Genomic DNA, 17,336 nt, shown 5'->3' with positions numbered 1-17,336 from the left:
GGCGCGCGCGCCCAAGATTTGCTTTCTATCGGGGCAGGAAACAGCCGGTCGAGGCCGGCGAGACGTTGAGGACTTGGGATGCGCAAATATTCGGTTTTCGCCGTCGCCCGCGAGGCGATGCGCGGCCACAAGGGTTGGGAGGCGCAATGGACCTCGCCCGAGCCGCGCAAGGACTATGATGTGATCATCATCGGCGGCGGCGGCCACGGCCTCGGTGCTGCCTACTATCTCGCCAAGGAGCACGGCATCACCAATGTCGCGGTGATCGAGAAGGGCTGGCTCGGCGGCGGCAATACCGGCCGTAACACGACCATCATCCGCTCGAACTATCTCTATGACGAGAGCATGGACATCTACGAGCACTCGCTGAAGCTCTGGGAAGGGCTGAGCCAGGATCTCAACTACAATGTCATGTATTCGCCGCGCGGCGTGATGATGCTGTCGCACAATGTGCACGACAAGCAGTCCTTCAGCCGTCACATCCATGCCAACCGCCTGCACGGCATCGACAATGAATGGCTGACGCCGCAGCAGGCGAAGGATTTTTGCCCGCCGCTCGATATCTCGGCCAGCGCCCGCTACCCGATCAACGGTGCGGCCCTCCAGCGCCGCGGCGGCACCGCCCGCCACGACGCTGTCGCCTGGGGTTATGCCCGTGCGGCATCCGATCGCGGCGTGCATGTCATCCAGAACTGCGAGGTCAAGGGCATTCGCCGCGGGCCGGACGGCGCGGTGACGGGCGTCGAGACCTCGAAGGGGTTCATCGGCGCAAGGAAGGTCGCCGTGTCGGCTTCCGGCCACAACTCGGTCATCCTGTCGATGGCAGACGTCAAGCTGCCGCTGCATTCCGTGCCGCTCCAGGCGCTGGTGTCCGAGCCGATGAAGCCGATCTTCCCCTGCGTCGTCATGTCCAACACGGTGCATGCCTATATCTCGCAGTCGGACAAGGGCGAACTGGTCATCGGCGCGGGCACGGACCAGTACAATTCGTATTCCCAGACCGGTGGCCTCCAGATCATCACGCATACGCTCGACGCGATCTGCGAGCTCTTCCCGATGTTCCGGCGCGTCAAGATGATGCGCCAGTGGGGCGGCATCACCGACAACACGCCGGACCGCTCGGCGATCCAGGGCGTGACGCCGGTCAAGAACCTCTTCGTCAACTGCGGCTGGGGCACCGGCGGCTTCAAGGCGACGCCGGGTTCGGCGCATCTCTTCGCACATCTGATTGCAAAGGGTGAGCCGCACAAGCTCGCGTCCGGCCTGACGCTTGATCGCTTCCGCACCGGACGCCTGATCGACGAGGCGGCGGCGGCGGCGGTCGCCCATTGATGAACGGCGCGCTGCTCGCCGGATTTCTGGTGACGGCCGGTGTCTTGCCGGTCGGCGATGTCATTCCCGAGGCTGGGGATTTCCGCTTTCAGAAAGTCCGGCAGGCGGCGGGCGAGAAGGAATGGCCCTTCGTTGCAGAGAGCGGGATGCTGGGGTGTGCGAAAGTGCTTGGCGGGCGGGCGGTCTACTTCGTGCCCGATGAAGCCGACCTCAGCCGCGCTTTCAACCTCGACGTCAACCTCTTTGCGATGAGCATGGTCAACTTCGGAATGACAGACATTCTGGCTCCTTACGAAAACCCAGAGCAACTCCTGAAGCGGATTGCTCCTTTTGTGACCATGGGCCAGCGACTTTGCGATCAGGAACCGGGCGCGTTTGTCACGGAACCGGAGCTTTAAACAGGTAGGAAACAATGCTGCTGATCTACTGCCCCTACTGCGAGGAAGAGCGCTCGGAGCTCGAATTCCGCCATGGTGGCGACGCGCACATCGCCCGGCCGACCAACATGGCCGACATCACCGACGAGGAGTTCCAGGAGTTTTTCTTCCTGCGCGACAACCCGAAGGGGCTGATCTTCGAACGCTGGCGCCATATCCATGGCTGCGGCCGCTTCTTCAATGCGGCACGCGACACGGTGAGCGACAAGTTCCTCATGAGCTACAAGGCCGGCGAGCCGAAACCCGATCTGCCGGGCGTCGCCCCCGCCACCGAGAAAACCGTTGAAACCTATGAAGCCACGGAAGGAACCGCGACATGAGCGGTGCTAATCGCATTGCCGGTCAGGGCCGCCTGACGCCCGCCAGGACCGCGCGTTTCACGTTCGACGGAAAGACCTACCAGGCGCTGGAAGGCGACACGGTTGCTTCGGCTCTACTCGCCAACGGCGTGCACCTCGTCGGCCGCTCGTTCAAGTATCATCGCCCGCGCGGCATTCTTTCGGCTGGTCCGGAAGAGCCGAACGCGCTGATCGACGTCTCCCGCGATGCCGCCCGCCGCCAGCCGAACGTGCGCGCGCCGGTGCAGGAAGTCTTCGACGGCATGAAGGTGGAATCGCAGAACCGCTGGCCGTCGCTGTCCTTCGATATCGGCGGCATCAACAACCTGCTGTCGCCCTTCTTCGCCGCCGGCTTCTACTACAAGACCTTCATGTGGCCGAAGGCCGCCTGGGAGAAGGTCTACGAGCCCTTTATCCGCAAGGCCGCCGGCCTCGGCGTCGCGCCGACGGAAGAGGACCCGGACCACTATGCCAGCCGCTACGCCTATTGCGACGTGCTGGTCGCCGGTGGCGGCGTTGCCGGCCTTTCGGCAGCGCTTGCGGCCGCGGAAACCGGCGCCCGCGTCATCCTCTGCGACGAGCAGCCGGACGTCGGCGGTGCGCTGCACTACGACACGTCCGTCACCATCGACGGCCAGAACGGCTATGCCTGCGCGCAGGCGACGGCCGCTAAACTCAAGGCGATGGAAAACGTCACCGTTCTCACCCGGACGACGGCCTTCGGCTATTACAACCACAATTTCGTCGCCCTCGTCGAACGCGTCACCGATCACCTCGCGCGTCCCGACAAGAAGCTGCCGCGCGAGCGCATGTGGCAGGTCCGCGCCAAGCGGGTGATCCTCGCCACCGGCTCGATCGAGCGCCACATGGTGTTCGCCAACAACGACCGGCCGGGCATCATGCTGGCGTCGGCGGCGCGCACCTATCTCAACCATTTCGGCGTCGCCGTCGGCCGCAAGGTCGGCGTCTATACGGCGAGCGATTCGGCCTACGAGGCCGCGTTCGACCTGAAGCGTGCCGGCGTCACCATCGCCGCCATCGTCGACAACCGCGACAAGCCGGGCGAGGCCGTTCTCGCCGAGGCCCGCAAGCTCGGCATCGAAGTGCTCGTCGGCCATTCGGTCGTCGATACCAAGGGCAAGTTGCGCGTCTCCTCCATCTCGGTCGCCCGCAACGGCGGCGGCTCGGCGCGGGCCATCCCGGTCGATGCGCTGCTGATGTCCGCCGGCTGGACGCCCTCCGTGCACCTGTTCTCGCAGTCGCGCGGCAAGGTCGCCTATGACGCCCCCTCCGGCCGCTTCCTGCCGGGCACCTATGCGCAGGATTGCCTTTCCGTGGGCTCGTGCAACGGCACGGACGGCCTTCAGGCGACCATCGAGGAATCGCTGGCAGCCGGCGAGCTGATGGCGCGCGCCACCGGCAACGAGGGCGGCGCAAAGGTCGAGCTTCGCGGCGAAAACGCCTTCGAATGGACCGGCGGCATGGCCGGTAGTGCCGAGGGCGCTGGCGTCGATACGACGGTAAAAGCCTTCGTCGACTTCCAGAACGACGTTTGCGCCAAGGACATCCGCCTTGCCGTGCGCGAGGGCATGCACTCGATCGAACACATCAAGCGCTTCACCACCAACGGCATGGCGACCGACCAGGGGAAGCTCTCCAACATCCATGGCCTCGCCATCGCGTCGGAAGTGCTGAACCGCGAGATCCCGAAGATCGGCCTCACCACCTTCCGCGCGCCCTACACGCCGGTGACCTTCGGAACGCTGATCAGCCATTCGCGCGGCGACCTGTTCGATCCGGCGCGCAAGACGCCGCTGCATGCCTGGGAGGAGGCGCAGGGCGCCGTCTTCGAGGATGTCGGCAACTGGAAACGTGCCTGGTATTATCCACGTTCCGGTGAGACGATGCACGACGCGGTCAACCGCGAGTGCCGCACGGTGCGCAACGCCGCCGGCGTCTTCGATGCCTCGACGCTGGGCAAGATCGAGGTCGTCGGCCCGGATGCGGCCGAGTTCCTCAACCTCATGTATACCAACGCCTGGGATACGCTGAAGCCCGGCCGCTGCCGCTACGGCATCATGCTGCGCGAGGATGGCTTCGTCTATGACGACGGCGTCGTCGGCCGGCTTGCCGAGGATCGCTTCCACGTGACCACCACGACGGGCGGTGCGCCGCGCGTCATGAACCACATGGAAGACTATCTCCAGACGGAATTCCCGCACCTGAAGGTCTGGCTCACCTCGACCACCGAACAGTGGGCGGTCATCGCCGTGCAGGGGCCGAAGGCGCGCGAGATCATCGAGCCGCTCGTCGAGGGCATCGACATGTCCAACGAGGCCTTTCCGCATATGAGCGTGCGCGAAGGCAAGATCTGCGGCGTGCCGACCCGGCTGTTCCGCATGTCGTTCACCGGCGAAGCCGGCTACGAAGTCAACGTGCCGGCCGATTACGGCCAATCCGTTCTGGAGGCCATCTGGGCGCGTGCCGAACCGCTCGGCGCCTGCGCTTACGGCACCGAGACCATGCACGTTCTGCGCGCCGAAAAGGGCTACATCATCGTCGGCCAGGATACGGACGGCACGGTCACGCCGCATGATGCAAGCCTCAGCTGGGCCGTCTCCAAGAAGAAGACGGATTTCGTCGGCATCCGCGGCCTGAAGCGGCCGGACCTCGTGAAGGAGGGCCGCAAGCAGCTTGTCGGCCTTTTGACCAAGGATCCGAACGTGGTGCTGGAGGAGGGCGCGCAGATCGTCGCCGATCCGAACGAGCCGAAGCCGATGAAAATGCTCGGCCACGTGACCTCGTCCTACTGGTCGGAAAACTGCGGCCGGTCGATCGCCATGGCGCTCGTCGCCGGCGGTCAGGCTCGCCTGGGCCAGACGCTTTACGTGCCTATGCCCGACCGCACCATCGCGGTCGAGGTCAGCGACATGGTGTTCATCGACAAGGAAGGAGCACGCCTCAATGGCTGATCAAGCACTTCGCAAGGCGCCGCTGGCCGGCCGCCATGGTGGCTCCGCCGGCGCGCGCGTCACGCCCGCCGCCCCCGCAACCCGCCTGTCGCTGCGTGCAGGCACGGACGCGCTCGGCGCTCTCTCGGCCGCCTTCGGCCTGACGCTGCCGACGCGCCCGAAAACCTCGGCCTCGGCAAACGGCCGCCACGCGCTCTGGCTCGGCCCGGACGAGTGGCTGCTGATCGACGAAAACGGCGCGGACCTGATGGCGGCGGCCGCAAGCTCCGGCGTGCTGCATTCGGCCACGGATGTCTCCCACCGCAACACGGCCGTGCTCGTCTCCGGTCCGCAAGCGGCCGGGGCGATCGCCAGCGCCTGCCCGCTCGATCTCGGCAACACGATCTTCCCGGTCGGTGCGGCTGCCCGCACGGTGCTCGGCAAGATCGAGATCGTGCTGTTGCGCACGGGCGAAGAGGATTATCGTGTCGAATGCTGGCGCTCGTTCTCGCCCTATGCCTTCGGCCTGCTGGCGGAAGGCGCGGAGGATGCCGGCCTCTGACAAAAATCCTGCCTTCGAGGCGGGATTTTCAATTCACACATGCTCGGGCCGGTCCTTCGGGTCGAACTGGATGATGGTGATCCAGTCCGCGGTGAGCGCGGGCTTGCGCTCGTCCTCGATCTCGACGGTCACGTCATAGCGGATCGTCACCATACCGGCGCCGCGGAAGCGGGCTTCCGCCAGCATGAAGCGGCCGCGCACCCGCGCGCCGCTTTTCACCGGCGTCATGAAGCGCACTTTCTCGAAACCGTAATTGATGCCCATCGTCTGCTCGATGATGCGCGGCACGCAATCGTAGTTCATCGCGGATAGCAGCGAGAGCGTCAGGAACCCGTGTGCGATCGTGCCGCCGAAGGGCGTTTCCGCCGCCGCGCGCACGGGATCGGTGTGGATGAATTGATGGTCTTCCGTCGCCTCGGCGAACCGGTCGATCATCGTCTGGTCGACGGTGAACCAGCGCGACAGGCCGATCTCCGTGCCGACGAGGGCATCGATGTCCTTCAGGTGGATATGTGCTGGCATTTGGCTTTCCCGCCGCTTGATTCGCGCCTTTTCTAAAGACACGTTTTGTCCGGGCAATGAAGATCAGTGCTTTTCGACAAAAATCTCGACGGTGCGTGAATGAAGCATGCCGGTCGCGGGATGGTTGGCGGAAAGCAGGCTCGTCCAGTCGCGCCCCTCCGGTGGCGGCAGGGCAAGCGCCTGCTCGCCGTGCGTCCGGTTGATGGCGATCGCGAGATGGACGATCCGCTGCTGTTGTAGGTCGGGTGTCTTGAGGATGGCAAGCAATGTTCCGGCAAACGGCGTCTCCCAGTCGCCCGCGGTCATCGGTGCGCCGGCGAGCGTTCGCCAGTCGACATCGCCGGCACCGCTCCAGAAGGCGGTTTCGCCAAGCGCCGGAAAACGCTTGCGGATGGCCGAGAGCATGGCGGTGTGCTCGATCAGGCCTTCGTCCAGCTGGTCCCAGTGCATCCAGGTGATGGCATTGTCCTGGCAATAGGCGTTGTTGTTGCCCTGCTGGCTGCGGCCACCCTCGTCGCCGGCCGTCAGCATCACGGTGCCGCGCGAGAGGAAGAAGCTGGAGAGCAGCGCCTTCACATCCGCACGGCGGGCGGAGAGCACGGCGCCGTCGTTCGTCGCGCCCTCGGCGCCGTTGTTCCAGGAATGGTTCTCGTTGTGGCCGTCGCGGTTGTCTTCGCCGTTCGCCTCGTTGTGTTTGACCGTGTGCGAGACGAGGTCCATCAGCGTGAAGCCGTCATGGGCGGCGAGGAAGTTGACGCTGCGCGTCGCCTCGCCGCCGTGTCGGGAGAAGATATCGGAGGAGCCGGCAAAGGCGGTGACGAAAGCGCCGAGCCGGTGGCTGTCGCCGCGCCAGAAGGTGCGCGTGTCGTCGCGGTAGCGGTCGTTCCATTCGAGGAAGGGTTTTGGAAAATTGCCGAGCTGGTAGCCGCCGGGGCCGATATCCCATGGTTCGGCGATCAGCACGCGGTCCTTCAGGAGCGGATCGGCGCAGATTTCGGAGAGCAAAGCGGCTTGGGCGGAAAAACCGTCCGCCTCGCGGCCGAGGATGGTGGCGAGGTCGAACCGGAAGCCATCGACGCCGGCATGGCGCACGAAATGGCGCAGGCTGTCCAGCACCAGCTGGCGTACGACCGGGTGCTCGCCGGCAATGGTGTTGCCGCAGCCGGTGTCGTTGATGAGGTCGCCGGGGCGGTCGTGAACGTGGCGATAATAGGTGAGGTTGTCGAGACCGCGCATGGAGAGCGTCGCACCGTGGCGGTCGCTTTCGCCGGAATGGTTGAAGACGAGGTCGAGGACGACGCCGATATTTTCCGCCCTGAGTGCCGCAACCGTGTCGGCGAGTTCCTGCATGCCGCCGGGCACGAGGCGCGGGTCGAGCGCCATCAGGGCGATCGGATTGTAGCCCCAGCTGTTGGACAGGCCGAGCGGCGGCAGGTGGCGCTCGTCGATCCAGGCGGTGATCGGCATCAGCTCGACGGCGTCGACGCCGAGGTGCTTGAGGTGCGCGAGAACGGCGGGGTGGGCGAGCGCGCCGACCGTGCCGCGCATCGCCTCCGGCACGTCCGGGTGCAGCATGGTGAAGCTGCGCACGGCGACCTCGTAGACGAAGCCGCCGGGACGGAAGATCGGGGGTTTAACGGTGACCGGCCGGTCGCGGGTGACGACCGCCTTGGGTACGATATCGGTCGTGTCCGTGCCGAAGGTAGTGAGCCGGCCGTCATGCACGAAGGGGCGGTCGAGCTCCTTGGCATAGGGATCGACCAGCAGTTTTGCCGGGTCGAACCACAGGCCGTGATCGGGCGAATAGACGCCTTCGGCGCGAAAGCCGTAGCGCGTGCCGGCGGTTGCCCCCTCGACGAAGACGCGGTGGAAGCCGTTTTCATCCCGCCCCATGGTGAGGCGGGCGAGTTCCGTGTCGCCGTCCGTGTCGAACAGGCAGAGCTCGACGCGGCCGGCGTCGTGCGAATAGACCGCGAACTCCACTCCGTCGCCGGAGAGCGTTGCGCCCGGTGCGAAGGAGGGGGCGGTGGTCATCTCAGGTGATCACGGTCGGCGCGTCGCGGCCCGTGCGGGCCTTGATGCCGGCGATCTCATCGGCGACGGTGATGAGGTCGGCGAGCGCCTCCTGCGTCTCGACGCCGTGGCGCGCGGCATCCGGCTCGAAGCGCTCGATATAGACGCGCAGTGTCGCGCCCGACGTGCCGGTGCCGGAGAGGCGGAAGACCACGCGCGAGCCGCCTTCGAAGAGGACGCGGATGCCCTGGTTCTTGCTCACCGACTGGTCAACCGGGTCGTTATAGGCGAAGTCGTCGGCCGTCGCGACGGTGAGGGTGCCAAAACTCTTGCCGGGCAGCGTCGCGAGCTGGTCGCGCAGGTTGGCCACCAGGCCGTTCGCGGCGTCCGTGTCGACTTCCTCGTAGTCGTGGCGGGAATAGTAGTTGCGGCCGTAGGTCGCCCAATGCTGCGTCACGATGTCGAGCACGCTTTCCTTGCGCACGGCGAGGATGTTGAGCCAGAGCAGCACGGCCCAGAGCCCGTCCTTCTCGCGCACATGGTTGGAGCCGGTGCCGGCACTTTCCTCGCCGCAGATCGTGGCGAGGCCCGCATCGAGCAGGTTGCCGAAGAATTTCCAGCCGGTCGGTGTCTCGTAGATGCCGATGCCGAGCTTTTCGGCGACGCGGTCGGCCGCACCCGATGTGGGCATGGAGCGGGCGATGCCGGCGAGGCCCGCGGCATAGCCGGGTGCCAGATGGGCATTGGCGGCGAGCACGGCGAGGCTGTCGGAGGGGGTGACGAAAATGCCCTTGCCGATGATCAGGTTGCGGTCGCCGTCGCCGTCGGAGGCGGCGCCGAAATCCGGCGCGTCGTCGGCCATCATCGTGTCGTAGAGCGCGCGGGCGTGCACGAGGTTCGGGTCCGGATGATGGCCGCCGAAATCGGGCAGCGGCATGAAGTTCAGCACCGAGCCCTTGGTGGCGCCGAGGCGGTTTTCGAGGATTTCCTTGGCGTAAGGGCCGGTGACGGCGCTCATGGCATCGAAGACGACGCGGAAGCCGCCGGCAAGCAGCGCGCGGATGGCGGCGAAGTCGAAGAGGCTCTCCATCAGTTCGGCATAGTCGGCAACCGGGTCGATGACGGTGACCGTCATGCCCTCGATATCCTGCGTGCCCTCGTGGTCGAGGTTCACATCCTCGGCCTCGGCGATCTTGTAGCTGTCGATCGACTTGGTGCGGGCGAAGATCGCGTCGGTGATCTTTTCCGGCGCCGGGCCGCCATTGCCGATATTGTACTTGATGCCGAAATCTTCCGTCGGGCCGCCGGGATTGTGGCTGGCGGACAGCACGATGCCGCCGAACGCCTTGTATTTGCGGATGATGTGGGACGCGGCAGGTGTCGAAAGAATGCCGCCGCGTCCGACGAGCACGTGGCCGAAACCATTGGCGGCCGCCATCTTCACGGCGATCTGGATAACCTCGCGATTGTAGTAGCGCCCGTCGCCGCCGATCACCAGCGTCTGGCCTTCGAAGCCTTCCAGCGAATCGAAGATCGACTGGATGAAATTCTCCGCATAGTTCGGCTGTTGGAAGACGGGGACCTTCTTGCGCAGGCCCGAGGTGCCCGGCTTCTGATCGGTGTAAGGCGTGGTCGTTACGGTCTTGACGGTCATCGGCTCATACTCTTCAGGAAAGGTTGGCTCTCGAAAGAAGGCTGGAATAGAGGTCAGCGTAGCGCGCGGCGCTGTTTTCCCAGGAAACGTCCGACTTCATACCTTGGTTCTGGATGCGTGCCCAGATTTTCGGTTCGTTATAGGCCTTGAAGACGCGGCGCAGCGCCTGGCGCAGGCCCTCGGCATTGATCGGCGTGAACTGGAAACCGGTGGCGACGCGGGCGGAAAGCGCGGCCTCGTTGGCGTCGATGACGGTATCGGCAAGGCCGCCGGTGCGCGCCACGATGGGAATGCAGCCATAGCGCAGGCCGTAGAGCTGGGTGAGGCCGCAGGGCTCGAAACGCGACGGGATGAGGATCGCGTCGGCGCCCGCCTGCATGAGATGGGACAACGGCTCGTTATAGCCGATGACGATGCCGATACGGCCGCGATGGCGCGAGGCTGCGGCCAGCAGCGCGCCCTCGAGACCCTGGTCGCCGGAACCGAGCACGACGAGCTTGCCGCCCTGCTCGACGATCCAGTCGGCGATCTCGGCGATGAGGTCGATACCCTTCTGCCAGGTGAGGCGGCTGATGACGCAGAAAATCGGGCCGTCGTCATCGCCGAGGCTGAAGCGCTCGGCAAGCGCATGCCGGTTGGCGGCGCGCTGTTTGGGCGCACCGGGCGCATAGGGGCGGGCGATATGGGTGTCGGTTTCCGGGTTCCAGACGGCGGTGTCGATGCCGTTGACGATGCCGACGAGGTCGCTGGCGCGGGCATTGATCAGGCCTTCGAGGCCCATGCCGTATTCCGGCGTCATGATCTCGTGGGCGTAGGTGGGACTGACGGTGGTGATCGACCAGGCGGTGCGCAGCCCGCCCTTCAAGAAGCCGACATCGCCGTAATATTCCAGCCCGTCGACGGTGAAGGCCTCCGGCGGCAGGCCGAGGTCGGGGAAGATATCGGCGCCGTATTGGCCCTGGAAGGCAAGGTTGTGCACGGTGAGCACGGTCGGAATGTGCTGCAGGCCCGTATAGCGCATGTAGACGGCGGTCATCGCCGCCTGCCAGTCGTGTGCCTGCACGATATCCGGCCGCCAGTCCGGCAAGAGGCCGCGGGCGATCTCGGCGCCCGCAAGCGAGAGGGCGGCGAAACGCTGCCAGTTGTCGACGAAATCCTTGCCGGTGGCGTCCGTATAGGGGCCGCCCGGGCGGTCGAAGAAGCCCGGGGCATCGAGCACGAGGATATCGAGACCCTCGTGCCTGGCAGCGAGAATGCGGGCTGGCTCGCCGAGCAGGTCCTCGAAGGTGGCGACCTCCTCGACTGCGACCAGCCGCTGCATGACCACGGGATAACCGGGCATCAGCGTGCGCATGTGCACGCCATGCCCGGCAAGCGCGATCGGCAAGGCGCCGGCGACGTCGGCGAGGCCTCCCGTCTTGATCAGCGGGAATACTTCGGATGCCACCGAAAGGATATTCATCAGGAAGACTACTGCTCCAGCTTGTCGATCATCGGTTGGGTGATCAGGCAGATGCCGCCGCTCGACCGGCGGAAGCGCCGGGCGTCGGCTTCCGGGTCCTCGCCGACGACGAGGCCCTCGGGAATGATGACGCCGCGGTCGATCACGACATTCTTGAGGTTCGCGTGCCGGCCGATCCTGACATCGGGCAGCACGACCGCGCCCTCGAGCCTGGAGAAGGAGTTGGCGCGCACGCCGGTGAAGAGCAGGCTGCGGTGCAGGGTCGAGCCGGAGATGATGCAGTCGCCCGAAACGAGCGAGGAGATCGCCGAGCCGCGCCGGTTTTCGTCGTCATGCACGAACTTTGCCGGCGGCTTGATCTCGGCGAAGGTCCAGATCGGCCAGGTGCTGTCGTAGATGTCGAGTTCCGGCGCGATGTCCGTGAGGTCGATGTTCGCCTGCCAGTAGGCATCGATCGTGCCGACGTCGCGCCAATAGGCCTCACGCTCGAAATCGGAACGCACGCAGGAGGAGGCGAAACGGTGGGCGACGGCTTTGCCGTGCTGGACGATGTAGGGGATGATGTCCTTGCCGAAATCGCGGCTCGACGTCGGGTCGGCGGCGTCGCGGCGCAACAGGTCCATCAGGAACTTAGTGTGGAAGACGTAGATGCCCATGGAGGCGAGCGCCAGGTCCGGCTGGCCGGGAATGCCCGGCGGATCGGCCGGCTTCTCGACGAAGGCGATGATCTGGTCCTTCTCGTCGACATGCATGACGCCGAAGCCGGTCGCCTCCATGCGCGGCACTTCCAGGCAGCCGATGGTGACCTGCGCGCCGGAATCGACGTGCTGCTGGAGCATCAGCTCGTAGTCCATCTTATAAATATGGTCGCCCGCCAAGATGACCATGTACTCGACACCGTGGTCCTCGATGATGTCGATGTTCTGGTAGACGGCGTCGGCGGTGCCCTCGTACCACTGCGTTTCGGAAACGCGCTGGCTCGCCGGCAGGATGTCGAAGCTTTCGTTACGCTCCGGGCGGAAGAAGTTCCAGCCGCGCTGCAGGTGCCGGATCAGCGAATGCGCCTTGTACTGCGTGGCCACACCGATGCGGCGGATACCGGAATTCAGCGCATTGGACAGCGCGAAGTCGATGATGCGCGCCTTGCCGCCGAAATAGACGGCGGGCTTGGCGCGCCGGTCGGTCAGTTCCTTGAGGCGGCTTCCCCGGCCGCCCGCAAGAACATAGGCCATCGCGTCACGGGCGAGGGGTTGAATCCGCTTTTGCTCCATAATGTCCTCCCGACTGATCGATTTTGTTATGCGTCCAGTTCCAGCATCAGTGTCGCCAGCGGCGGCAACGTGATGGCGGCTGAGATCGTTCCATTTGCCTGCTTCTTGGCCTGAACGGCCCCGCCGTTCCCCTTGCCACTGCCGCCGTAAATCTCGGCATCGGTGTTTAGGATTTCCCGCCACCGGCCCTCAACCGGCAGCGGCACCCCGTAGTTCTCGCGGTAGACGGGGGTGAAGTTGGTGACGACGGCGATCATCTTCTCGCCCGGCGCCTTGCGCAGCCAGGCAAAGACCGAGTTCTCGCGGTCGTCGGCGATCAGCCATTCGAAGCCGTCGCCCTCGCAGTCGCGGGCATGCAACGCGGCCTTGCGGCGGTAGGTGCCGTTGAGGTCGCGCACCAGCCGGCGCATGCCCTCGTGCAGCGGATATTCGAGCAGGTTCCAGTCGAGCGATTTTTCCTCGCTCCATTCCTGCCATTGCGCGAATTCCTGCCCCATGAAGAGCAGCTTCTTGCCGGGATAACCCCACATGAAGCCGTAATAGGCGCGCAGATTCGCGAATTTCTGCCAGTCGTCGCCCGCCATCTTGGCGATCAGCGAGCCCTTGCCGTGCACCACTTCGTCATGGCTCAGCGGCAGCACGAAATTCTCCGTGAAGGCATAGAGCAGGCCGAAGGTCATGTCGTTGTGGTGGAACTTGCGGTGCACCGGCTCACGCGACAGATATTGCAGCGTGTCGTGCATGAAACCCATGTTCCACTTGAAGCCGAAGCCGAGGCCGCCGTCATGCACGGGGGCGGAAACCTTCGGCCAGGAGGTGGATTCTTCCGCGATCGTCAGGATGCCGGGATGGGCGGCATAGACATGGGCGTTCATCGATTGCAGGAAGCGCACGGCCTCCAGGTTCTCGTTGCCGCCATATTCGTTCGGAATCCATTCGCCGTGTTTGCGCGAATAGTCGAGGTAGAGCATCGAGGCGACGGCATCGACGCGCAGCCCGTCGAGGTGGAATTTCTCCGACCAGTAGAGCGCGTTGTTGATGAGGTAGGCGAGCACTTCGGCGCGGCCGAAATTGTAGATCGCCGTGTTCCAGTCCGGATGGAAGCCCTTGCGCGGGTCCTCGTGTTCGTAGAGCGCGGTGCCATCGAACTGGCGAAGGCCATGCGCATCCGTCGGGAAATGCGCCGGAACCCAGTCGAGGATGACGCCGATGCCGACCTTGTGACAGCCGTTGACGAAACGGGCAAAGCCTTCCGGCTCGCCGAAGCGGGCGGTGGGTGAATAGAGGCCGGTCGTCTGGTAGCCCCAGGACGGGTCGAAGGGATATTCGGTGATCGGCAGGAACTCGATATGGGAAAAACCCATGTCGACGCAGTAGGGGATCAGCCGGTCGGCAAGCTCGTCCCAGGTCAGCATGGCGCCGTCGCCGTGGCGCTGCCAGGAAGCGGCGTGCACCTCGTAGATCGAGATCGGCTGGCGGCGCGCATCGGCGGTCGCCCAATGCTTGAGATGCGCCTCGTCCTCCCATTCCTGCGCGATCGGCCCGGTGGTCATCGAGGCATTGTTGGGGCGCAGTTCCGAGCGGCGGGCGAAGGGATCGGCCTTCAACGGCAGGACCTCGCCGTCGATGCCCACGATTTCGTATTTATAGGCGTGCCCAATGGTGATGCCGGGCAGGAAAATCTCCCAGATGCCGGTGTCGCGGCGCAGTCGCATCGGGTTCAGCCGACCGTCCCAGTCGTTGAAATTGCCAACGACGGAGACGCGCTTGGCATTCGGCGCCCAGACGGCGAAATGGAAGCCGTCGATGCCGTCGAGCGTCATCGGATGGGCGCCCAGCTTGTCGAAGAGCCTGAGATGCGAGCCCTCGCGGATATAATAGTCGTCCATCGGGCCGAGCACCGGTCCGAAACTATAGGGGTCGATCACCACCCATTCGCCGCCGTCGTTTCGGGCGCGGTAGCGGATCGGCTGGAGCTTCTTGAGGGAAACCTCGCCAGCGAAGATGCCGGCCGGATCGACTTGCGTGAGCGCGCCGATCTCCTTGCCCGCCAATGTCTCGGCAGTGACTTCGGCAGCACCCGGCAGAAAGCAGCGGACGATAAACTTGTCGCCCGCCGGATGAGGGCCGAGCACTGCGAACGGATCCCAGTGCCGGCTTTCCAAAATCGCATCGATGTCCGCCTTCGCCAGCAGCTCTGACGGTTGGTCCGTCGTGCCCTTTTTCGGCGGTGCAGTCATCAGGCTCTCCAAATTTCCTTGGCGTATTGGCGAATGGTTCGGTCGGACGAGAACCAGCCCATGCGGGCCGTGTTGCGCACGGTCTTGGAATACCAGGCCGCCTTGTCGGCCCAGATGGCGTCGACGTCACGCTGGGCCGTGGAATAGGCGTCGAAATCGGCCGCCACCATGAACCAGTCGTGATTGTAGATGCCGTCCACCAGGCCGGTGAAGCGGTTGCGGTCATCCGGCGAGAACACGCCCGAGGAAATCGCGGCGAGTGCCTGCGACAGTTCCTTCGACTGTTCGATGATGGCGCGCGGATTGTGCCCTTCGGCCCTGACCTTCGCCACTTCGTCTGCCGTCATGCCGAAGATCACGATGTTCTCCTCGCCGACATGGTCACGCATCTCGACATTGGCGCCGTCGAGCGTGCCGATGGTCAGCGCCCCGTTCAACGCGAACTTCATGTTGCCGGTTCCCGAGGCTTCCATGCCGGCGGTCGAAATCTGCTCCGACAGGTCGGCGGCCGGCACTATGATCTCGGCGAGCGAGACGTTGTAGTTCGGCACGAAGACGACCTTGAGCAGGCCGCGCACCGCGGGGTCGTTGTTGATCACGCGCGCCACGTCGTTGGCGAGCTTGATGATCAGCTTGGCATTGTGATAGCTCGGCGCCGCCTTGCCCGCGAAGAGTTTTACACGCGGAGCCCAGTCCAGTTCCGGATGCGAGCGGATCTGGTCGTAGAGCGCCACGGCCTCGATGATGTTGAGAAGCTGGCGCTTGTATTCGTGGATGCGCTTGATCTGGATGTCGAACATCGCGGCGGGATCGATGCGGACCCCCATGCGGCTGCCCACCAGATTGGCGAGCCGGTTCTTGTTCTCCCGCTTGATCGCCGCGAAACGCTCCTGGAAATCCTTGTTGTCGGCGAAGGCATCGAGGGCCTTCAGCGCCTCGGCGTCGTCCATGAAGGCTTCGCCGATCGATTCGCGGATCAGGTTCAACAGGCCCGGATTGCACTGCATCAGCCAGCGGCGCGGCGTGATGCCGTTCGTCTTGTTGTTGATGCGGTCGGGGTAGAGCTTGTGCAGGTCGGCGAAGACCGTTTCCTTCATCAGCTCGGTGTGCAGCGCCGACACGCCGTTGATCGAATGCGAGCCGACGAAGGCGAGGTTGCCCATCCGCACGCGGCGTTCGCCGGATTCCTCGATCAACGAGATGCTGCGGATGCGCTGGTCTTCGAAGCCCTTTTCCTTGCGGGCTTCCACCAGGATCTTGGCGTTGATCGCATAGACGATCTGCATATGCCGCGGCAGCAGCCGCTCGAGCAGCGGCACCGGCCAGCTTTCCAGCGCTTCCGGCAGCAGCGTATGATTGGTGTAGGAGAAGGTGCGGCGGCCGATGTCCCAGGCCACGTCGAAGTCCAGCCCGTGGACATCCATCAGCAGGCGCACGAGTTCGACGACGGAAATCGCCGGGTGCGTGTCGTTGAGCTGGATCGCGACGGCGTCCGGCAGGGACGTGAAGTCCGGATATTGCTGGAGATGGCGGCGCAGGATGTCCTGCAGCGAGGCGGAGCAGAAGAAGAATTCCTGGCGCAGGCGCAGTTCCTGGCCGGCGGGCGTCGCATCGGCCGGGTAGAGCACGCGCGTCAGGCTTTCTGCCCTGTTGCTTTCCTTGAGCGCGCCGATGTGGTCGCCGGCGTTGAAGGCGTCGAGCAGGATCGGGTCGATCGGGTTGGCGGCCCACAGGCGCAGCGTGTTGACGCGCTTGCCCCGCCAGCCGACGGCCGGCGTGTCGAAGGCGGTCGCGATGACGCGCTCGGCCGGCTTCCAGACGAAGCGCTGCTTGTCCTCGCCGATATTGATCGTCTCGACGGCGCCGCCGAAGCCGATTTCGTAGGAGCTTTCGCGGCGTTCGAATTCCCAGGCATTGCCGTGGGCGAGCCAGGTTTCCGGCAGCTCGACCTGCCAGCCATCCGCCATCTGCTGGCGGAAGAGGCCATGCACGTAACGGATGCCGTAGCCGTAGGCCGGCACGTCGACCGTCGCCATGCTCTCCATGAAACAGGCGGCGAGGCGGCCGAGGCCGCCATTGCCGAGGGCGGCATCCGGCTCCAGCTCGGCGATGATGTCGATATCGACGCCGAGCGAGGCGAGCGCGTGGCGCATCTCGTCCATGATGCCGATATTGGTCATCGCGTCGCGCATCAGGCGGCCGATGAGGAATTCGAGCGACAGGTAATAGACGCGCTTTGCGCCCGTCGCATAGGTGCGGCGGGTGGAGTCCATCCATTTGTCGGTGATGCGGTCGCGCGCCACCAGGATCGCGGCCGTCAGCCAGTCGTGCGGCTTGGCGACTTTCGGGTCTTTCCCGATACGGTATTTGAGGCGCTCCAGAAGTTCGGTGGCGAGTTGTTCTCGGTCCGAAGATCTAAGGGCCGGGGCGAGATCGTTGTTGGTAACCCGGTTCATCATGGTGAACTTTTGTCCCCTCGCATCTGGTGCGTCGTTCTCGCGAAAATCGCGTTTAAATCAATTTATGCATCTATCCGAAGCGCTTGCAATACGCC

12 protein-coding genes are annotated in these 17,336 nt (G+C 64.7%); 5 read left to right on the top strand and 7 right to left on the bottom strand.

The window, feature by feature from the left end:
* The first annotated feature begins 78 nt into the window (after positions 1-78).
* From VGN93_RS19160 to VGN93_RS19140, 5 genes are read left to right on the top strand one after another with little or no spacing between them, the layout of a single operon-like run.
* Positions 79-1,332, top strand: a complete 1,254-nt coding sequence (locus VGN93_RS19160; protein ID WP_327508681.1) for a sarcosine oxidase subunit beta family protein — start codon at positions 79-81, stop codon at positions 1,330-1,332.
* On the top strand, positions 1,332-1,730 hold the full coding sequence (locus tag VGN93_RS19155; protein ID WP_327508680.1) for a hypothetical protein: 399 nt from the start codon (positions 1,332-1,334) through the stop codon (positions 1,728-1,730). Before VGN93_RS19160 ends, VGN93_RS19155 begins: the two co-directional genes overlap by 1 nt.
* Before the next feature lie 14 nt (positions 1,731-1,744).
* Complete coding sequence (locus tag VGN93_RS19150) at positions 1,745-2,089, top strand: sarcosine oxidase subunit delta (RefSeq protein ID WP_319320660.1); 345 nt, start codon at positions 1,745-1,747, stop codon at positions 2,087-2,089.
* Positions 2,086-5,079 (top strand): sarcosine oxidase subunit alpha, encoded by a 2,994-nt coding sequence (locus VGN93_RS19145; RefSeq protein WP_327508679.1) that lies wholly within the window; start codon positions 2,086-2,088, stop codon positions 5,077-5,079. The genes VGN93_RS19150 and VGN93_RS19145 overlap by 4 nt, the downstream gene beginning before the upstream one ends.
* Positions 5,072-5,620 (top strand): sarcosine oxidase subunit gamma, encoded by a 549-nt coding sequence (locus tag VGN93_RS19140; RefSeq protein WP_327508678.1) that lies wholly within the window; start codon positions 5,072-5,074, stop codon positions 5,618-5,620. The genes VGN93_RS19145 and VGN93_RS19140 overlap by 8 nt, the downstream gene beginning before the upstream one ends.
* A gap of 33 nt (positions 5,621-5,653) precedes the next feature.
* Here the strand turns inward: VGN93_RS19140 and VGN93_RS19135 are convergent, their stop codons facing one another.
* The 7 genes from VGN93_RS19135 to VGN93_RS19105 form a co-directional block, all read right to left on the bottom strand.
* Positions 5,654-6,142 carry a MaoC family dehydratase gene (locus VGN93_RS19135; protein WP_319320669.1) on the bottom strand — a complete coding sequence of 163 codons (489 nt, stop codon included), beginning with the start codon at positions 6,140-6,142 and terminating at the stop codon, positions 5,654-5,656.
* A 63-nt stretch (positions 6,143-6,205) separates the two neighbouring features.
* Positions 6,206-8,176, bottom strand: a complete 1,971-nt coding sequence (gene glgX / locus VGN93_RS19130) for a glycogen debranching protein GlgX (protein WP_327508677.1) — start codon at positions 8,174-8,176, stop codon at positions 6,206-6,208.
* Between the two features lies 1 nt (position 8,177).
* Complete coding sequence (locus tag VGN93_RS19125; protein ID WP_327508676.1) at positions 8,178-9,809, bottom strand: alpha-D-glucose phosphate-specific phosphoglucomutase; 1,632 nt, start codon at positions 9,807-9,809, stop codon at positions 8,178-8,180.
* A 13-nt stretch (positions 9,810-9,822) separates the two neighbouring features.
* Positions 9,823-11,271, bottom strand: coding sequence for a glycogen synthase GlgA (gene glgA, locus VGN93_RS19120; RefSeq protein ID WP_327508675.1), 1,449 nt, complete (start codon positions 11,269-11,271; stop codon positions 9,823-9,825).
* An 8-nt stretch (positions 11,272-11,279) separates the two neighbouring features.
* Complete coding sequence (gene glgC, locus VGN93_RS19115) at positions 11,280-12,542, bottom strand: glucose-1-phosphate adenylyltransferase (protein ID WP_256119777.1); 1,263 nt, start codon at positions 12,540-12,542, stop codon at positions 11,280-11,282.
* Positions 12,543-12,568: 26 nt separating this feature from the next.
* Positions 12,569-14,782 carry a 1,4-alpha-glucan branching protein GlgB gene (gene glgB, locus VGN93_RS19110; RefSeq protein ID WP_327508674.1) on the bottom strand — a complete coding sequence of 738 codons (2,214 nt, stop codon included), beginning with the start codon at positions 14,780-14,782 and terminating at the stop codon, positions 12,569-12,571.
* Complete coding sequence (locus VGN93_RS19105) at positions 14,782-17,241, bottom strand: glycogen/starch/alpha-glucan phosphorylase (RefSeq protein ID WP_414714108.1); 2,460 nt, start codon at positions 17,239-17,241, stop codon at positions 14,782-14,784. The genes glgB and VGN93_RS19105 overlap by 1 nt, the downstream gene beginning before the upstream one ends.
* Positions 17,242-17,336: the final 95 nt, after the last annotated feature.

This window comes from Shinella sp. (genome assembly GCF_035998705.1).
In the GTDB taxonomy this organism is placed as follows: domain Bacteria; phylum Pseudomonadota; class Alphaproteobacteria; order Rhizobiales; family Rhizobiaceae; genus Shinella.
This window is presented reverse-complemented; position numbering and strand designations above follow the sequence as displayed.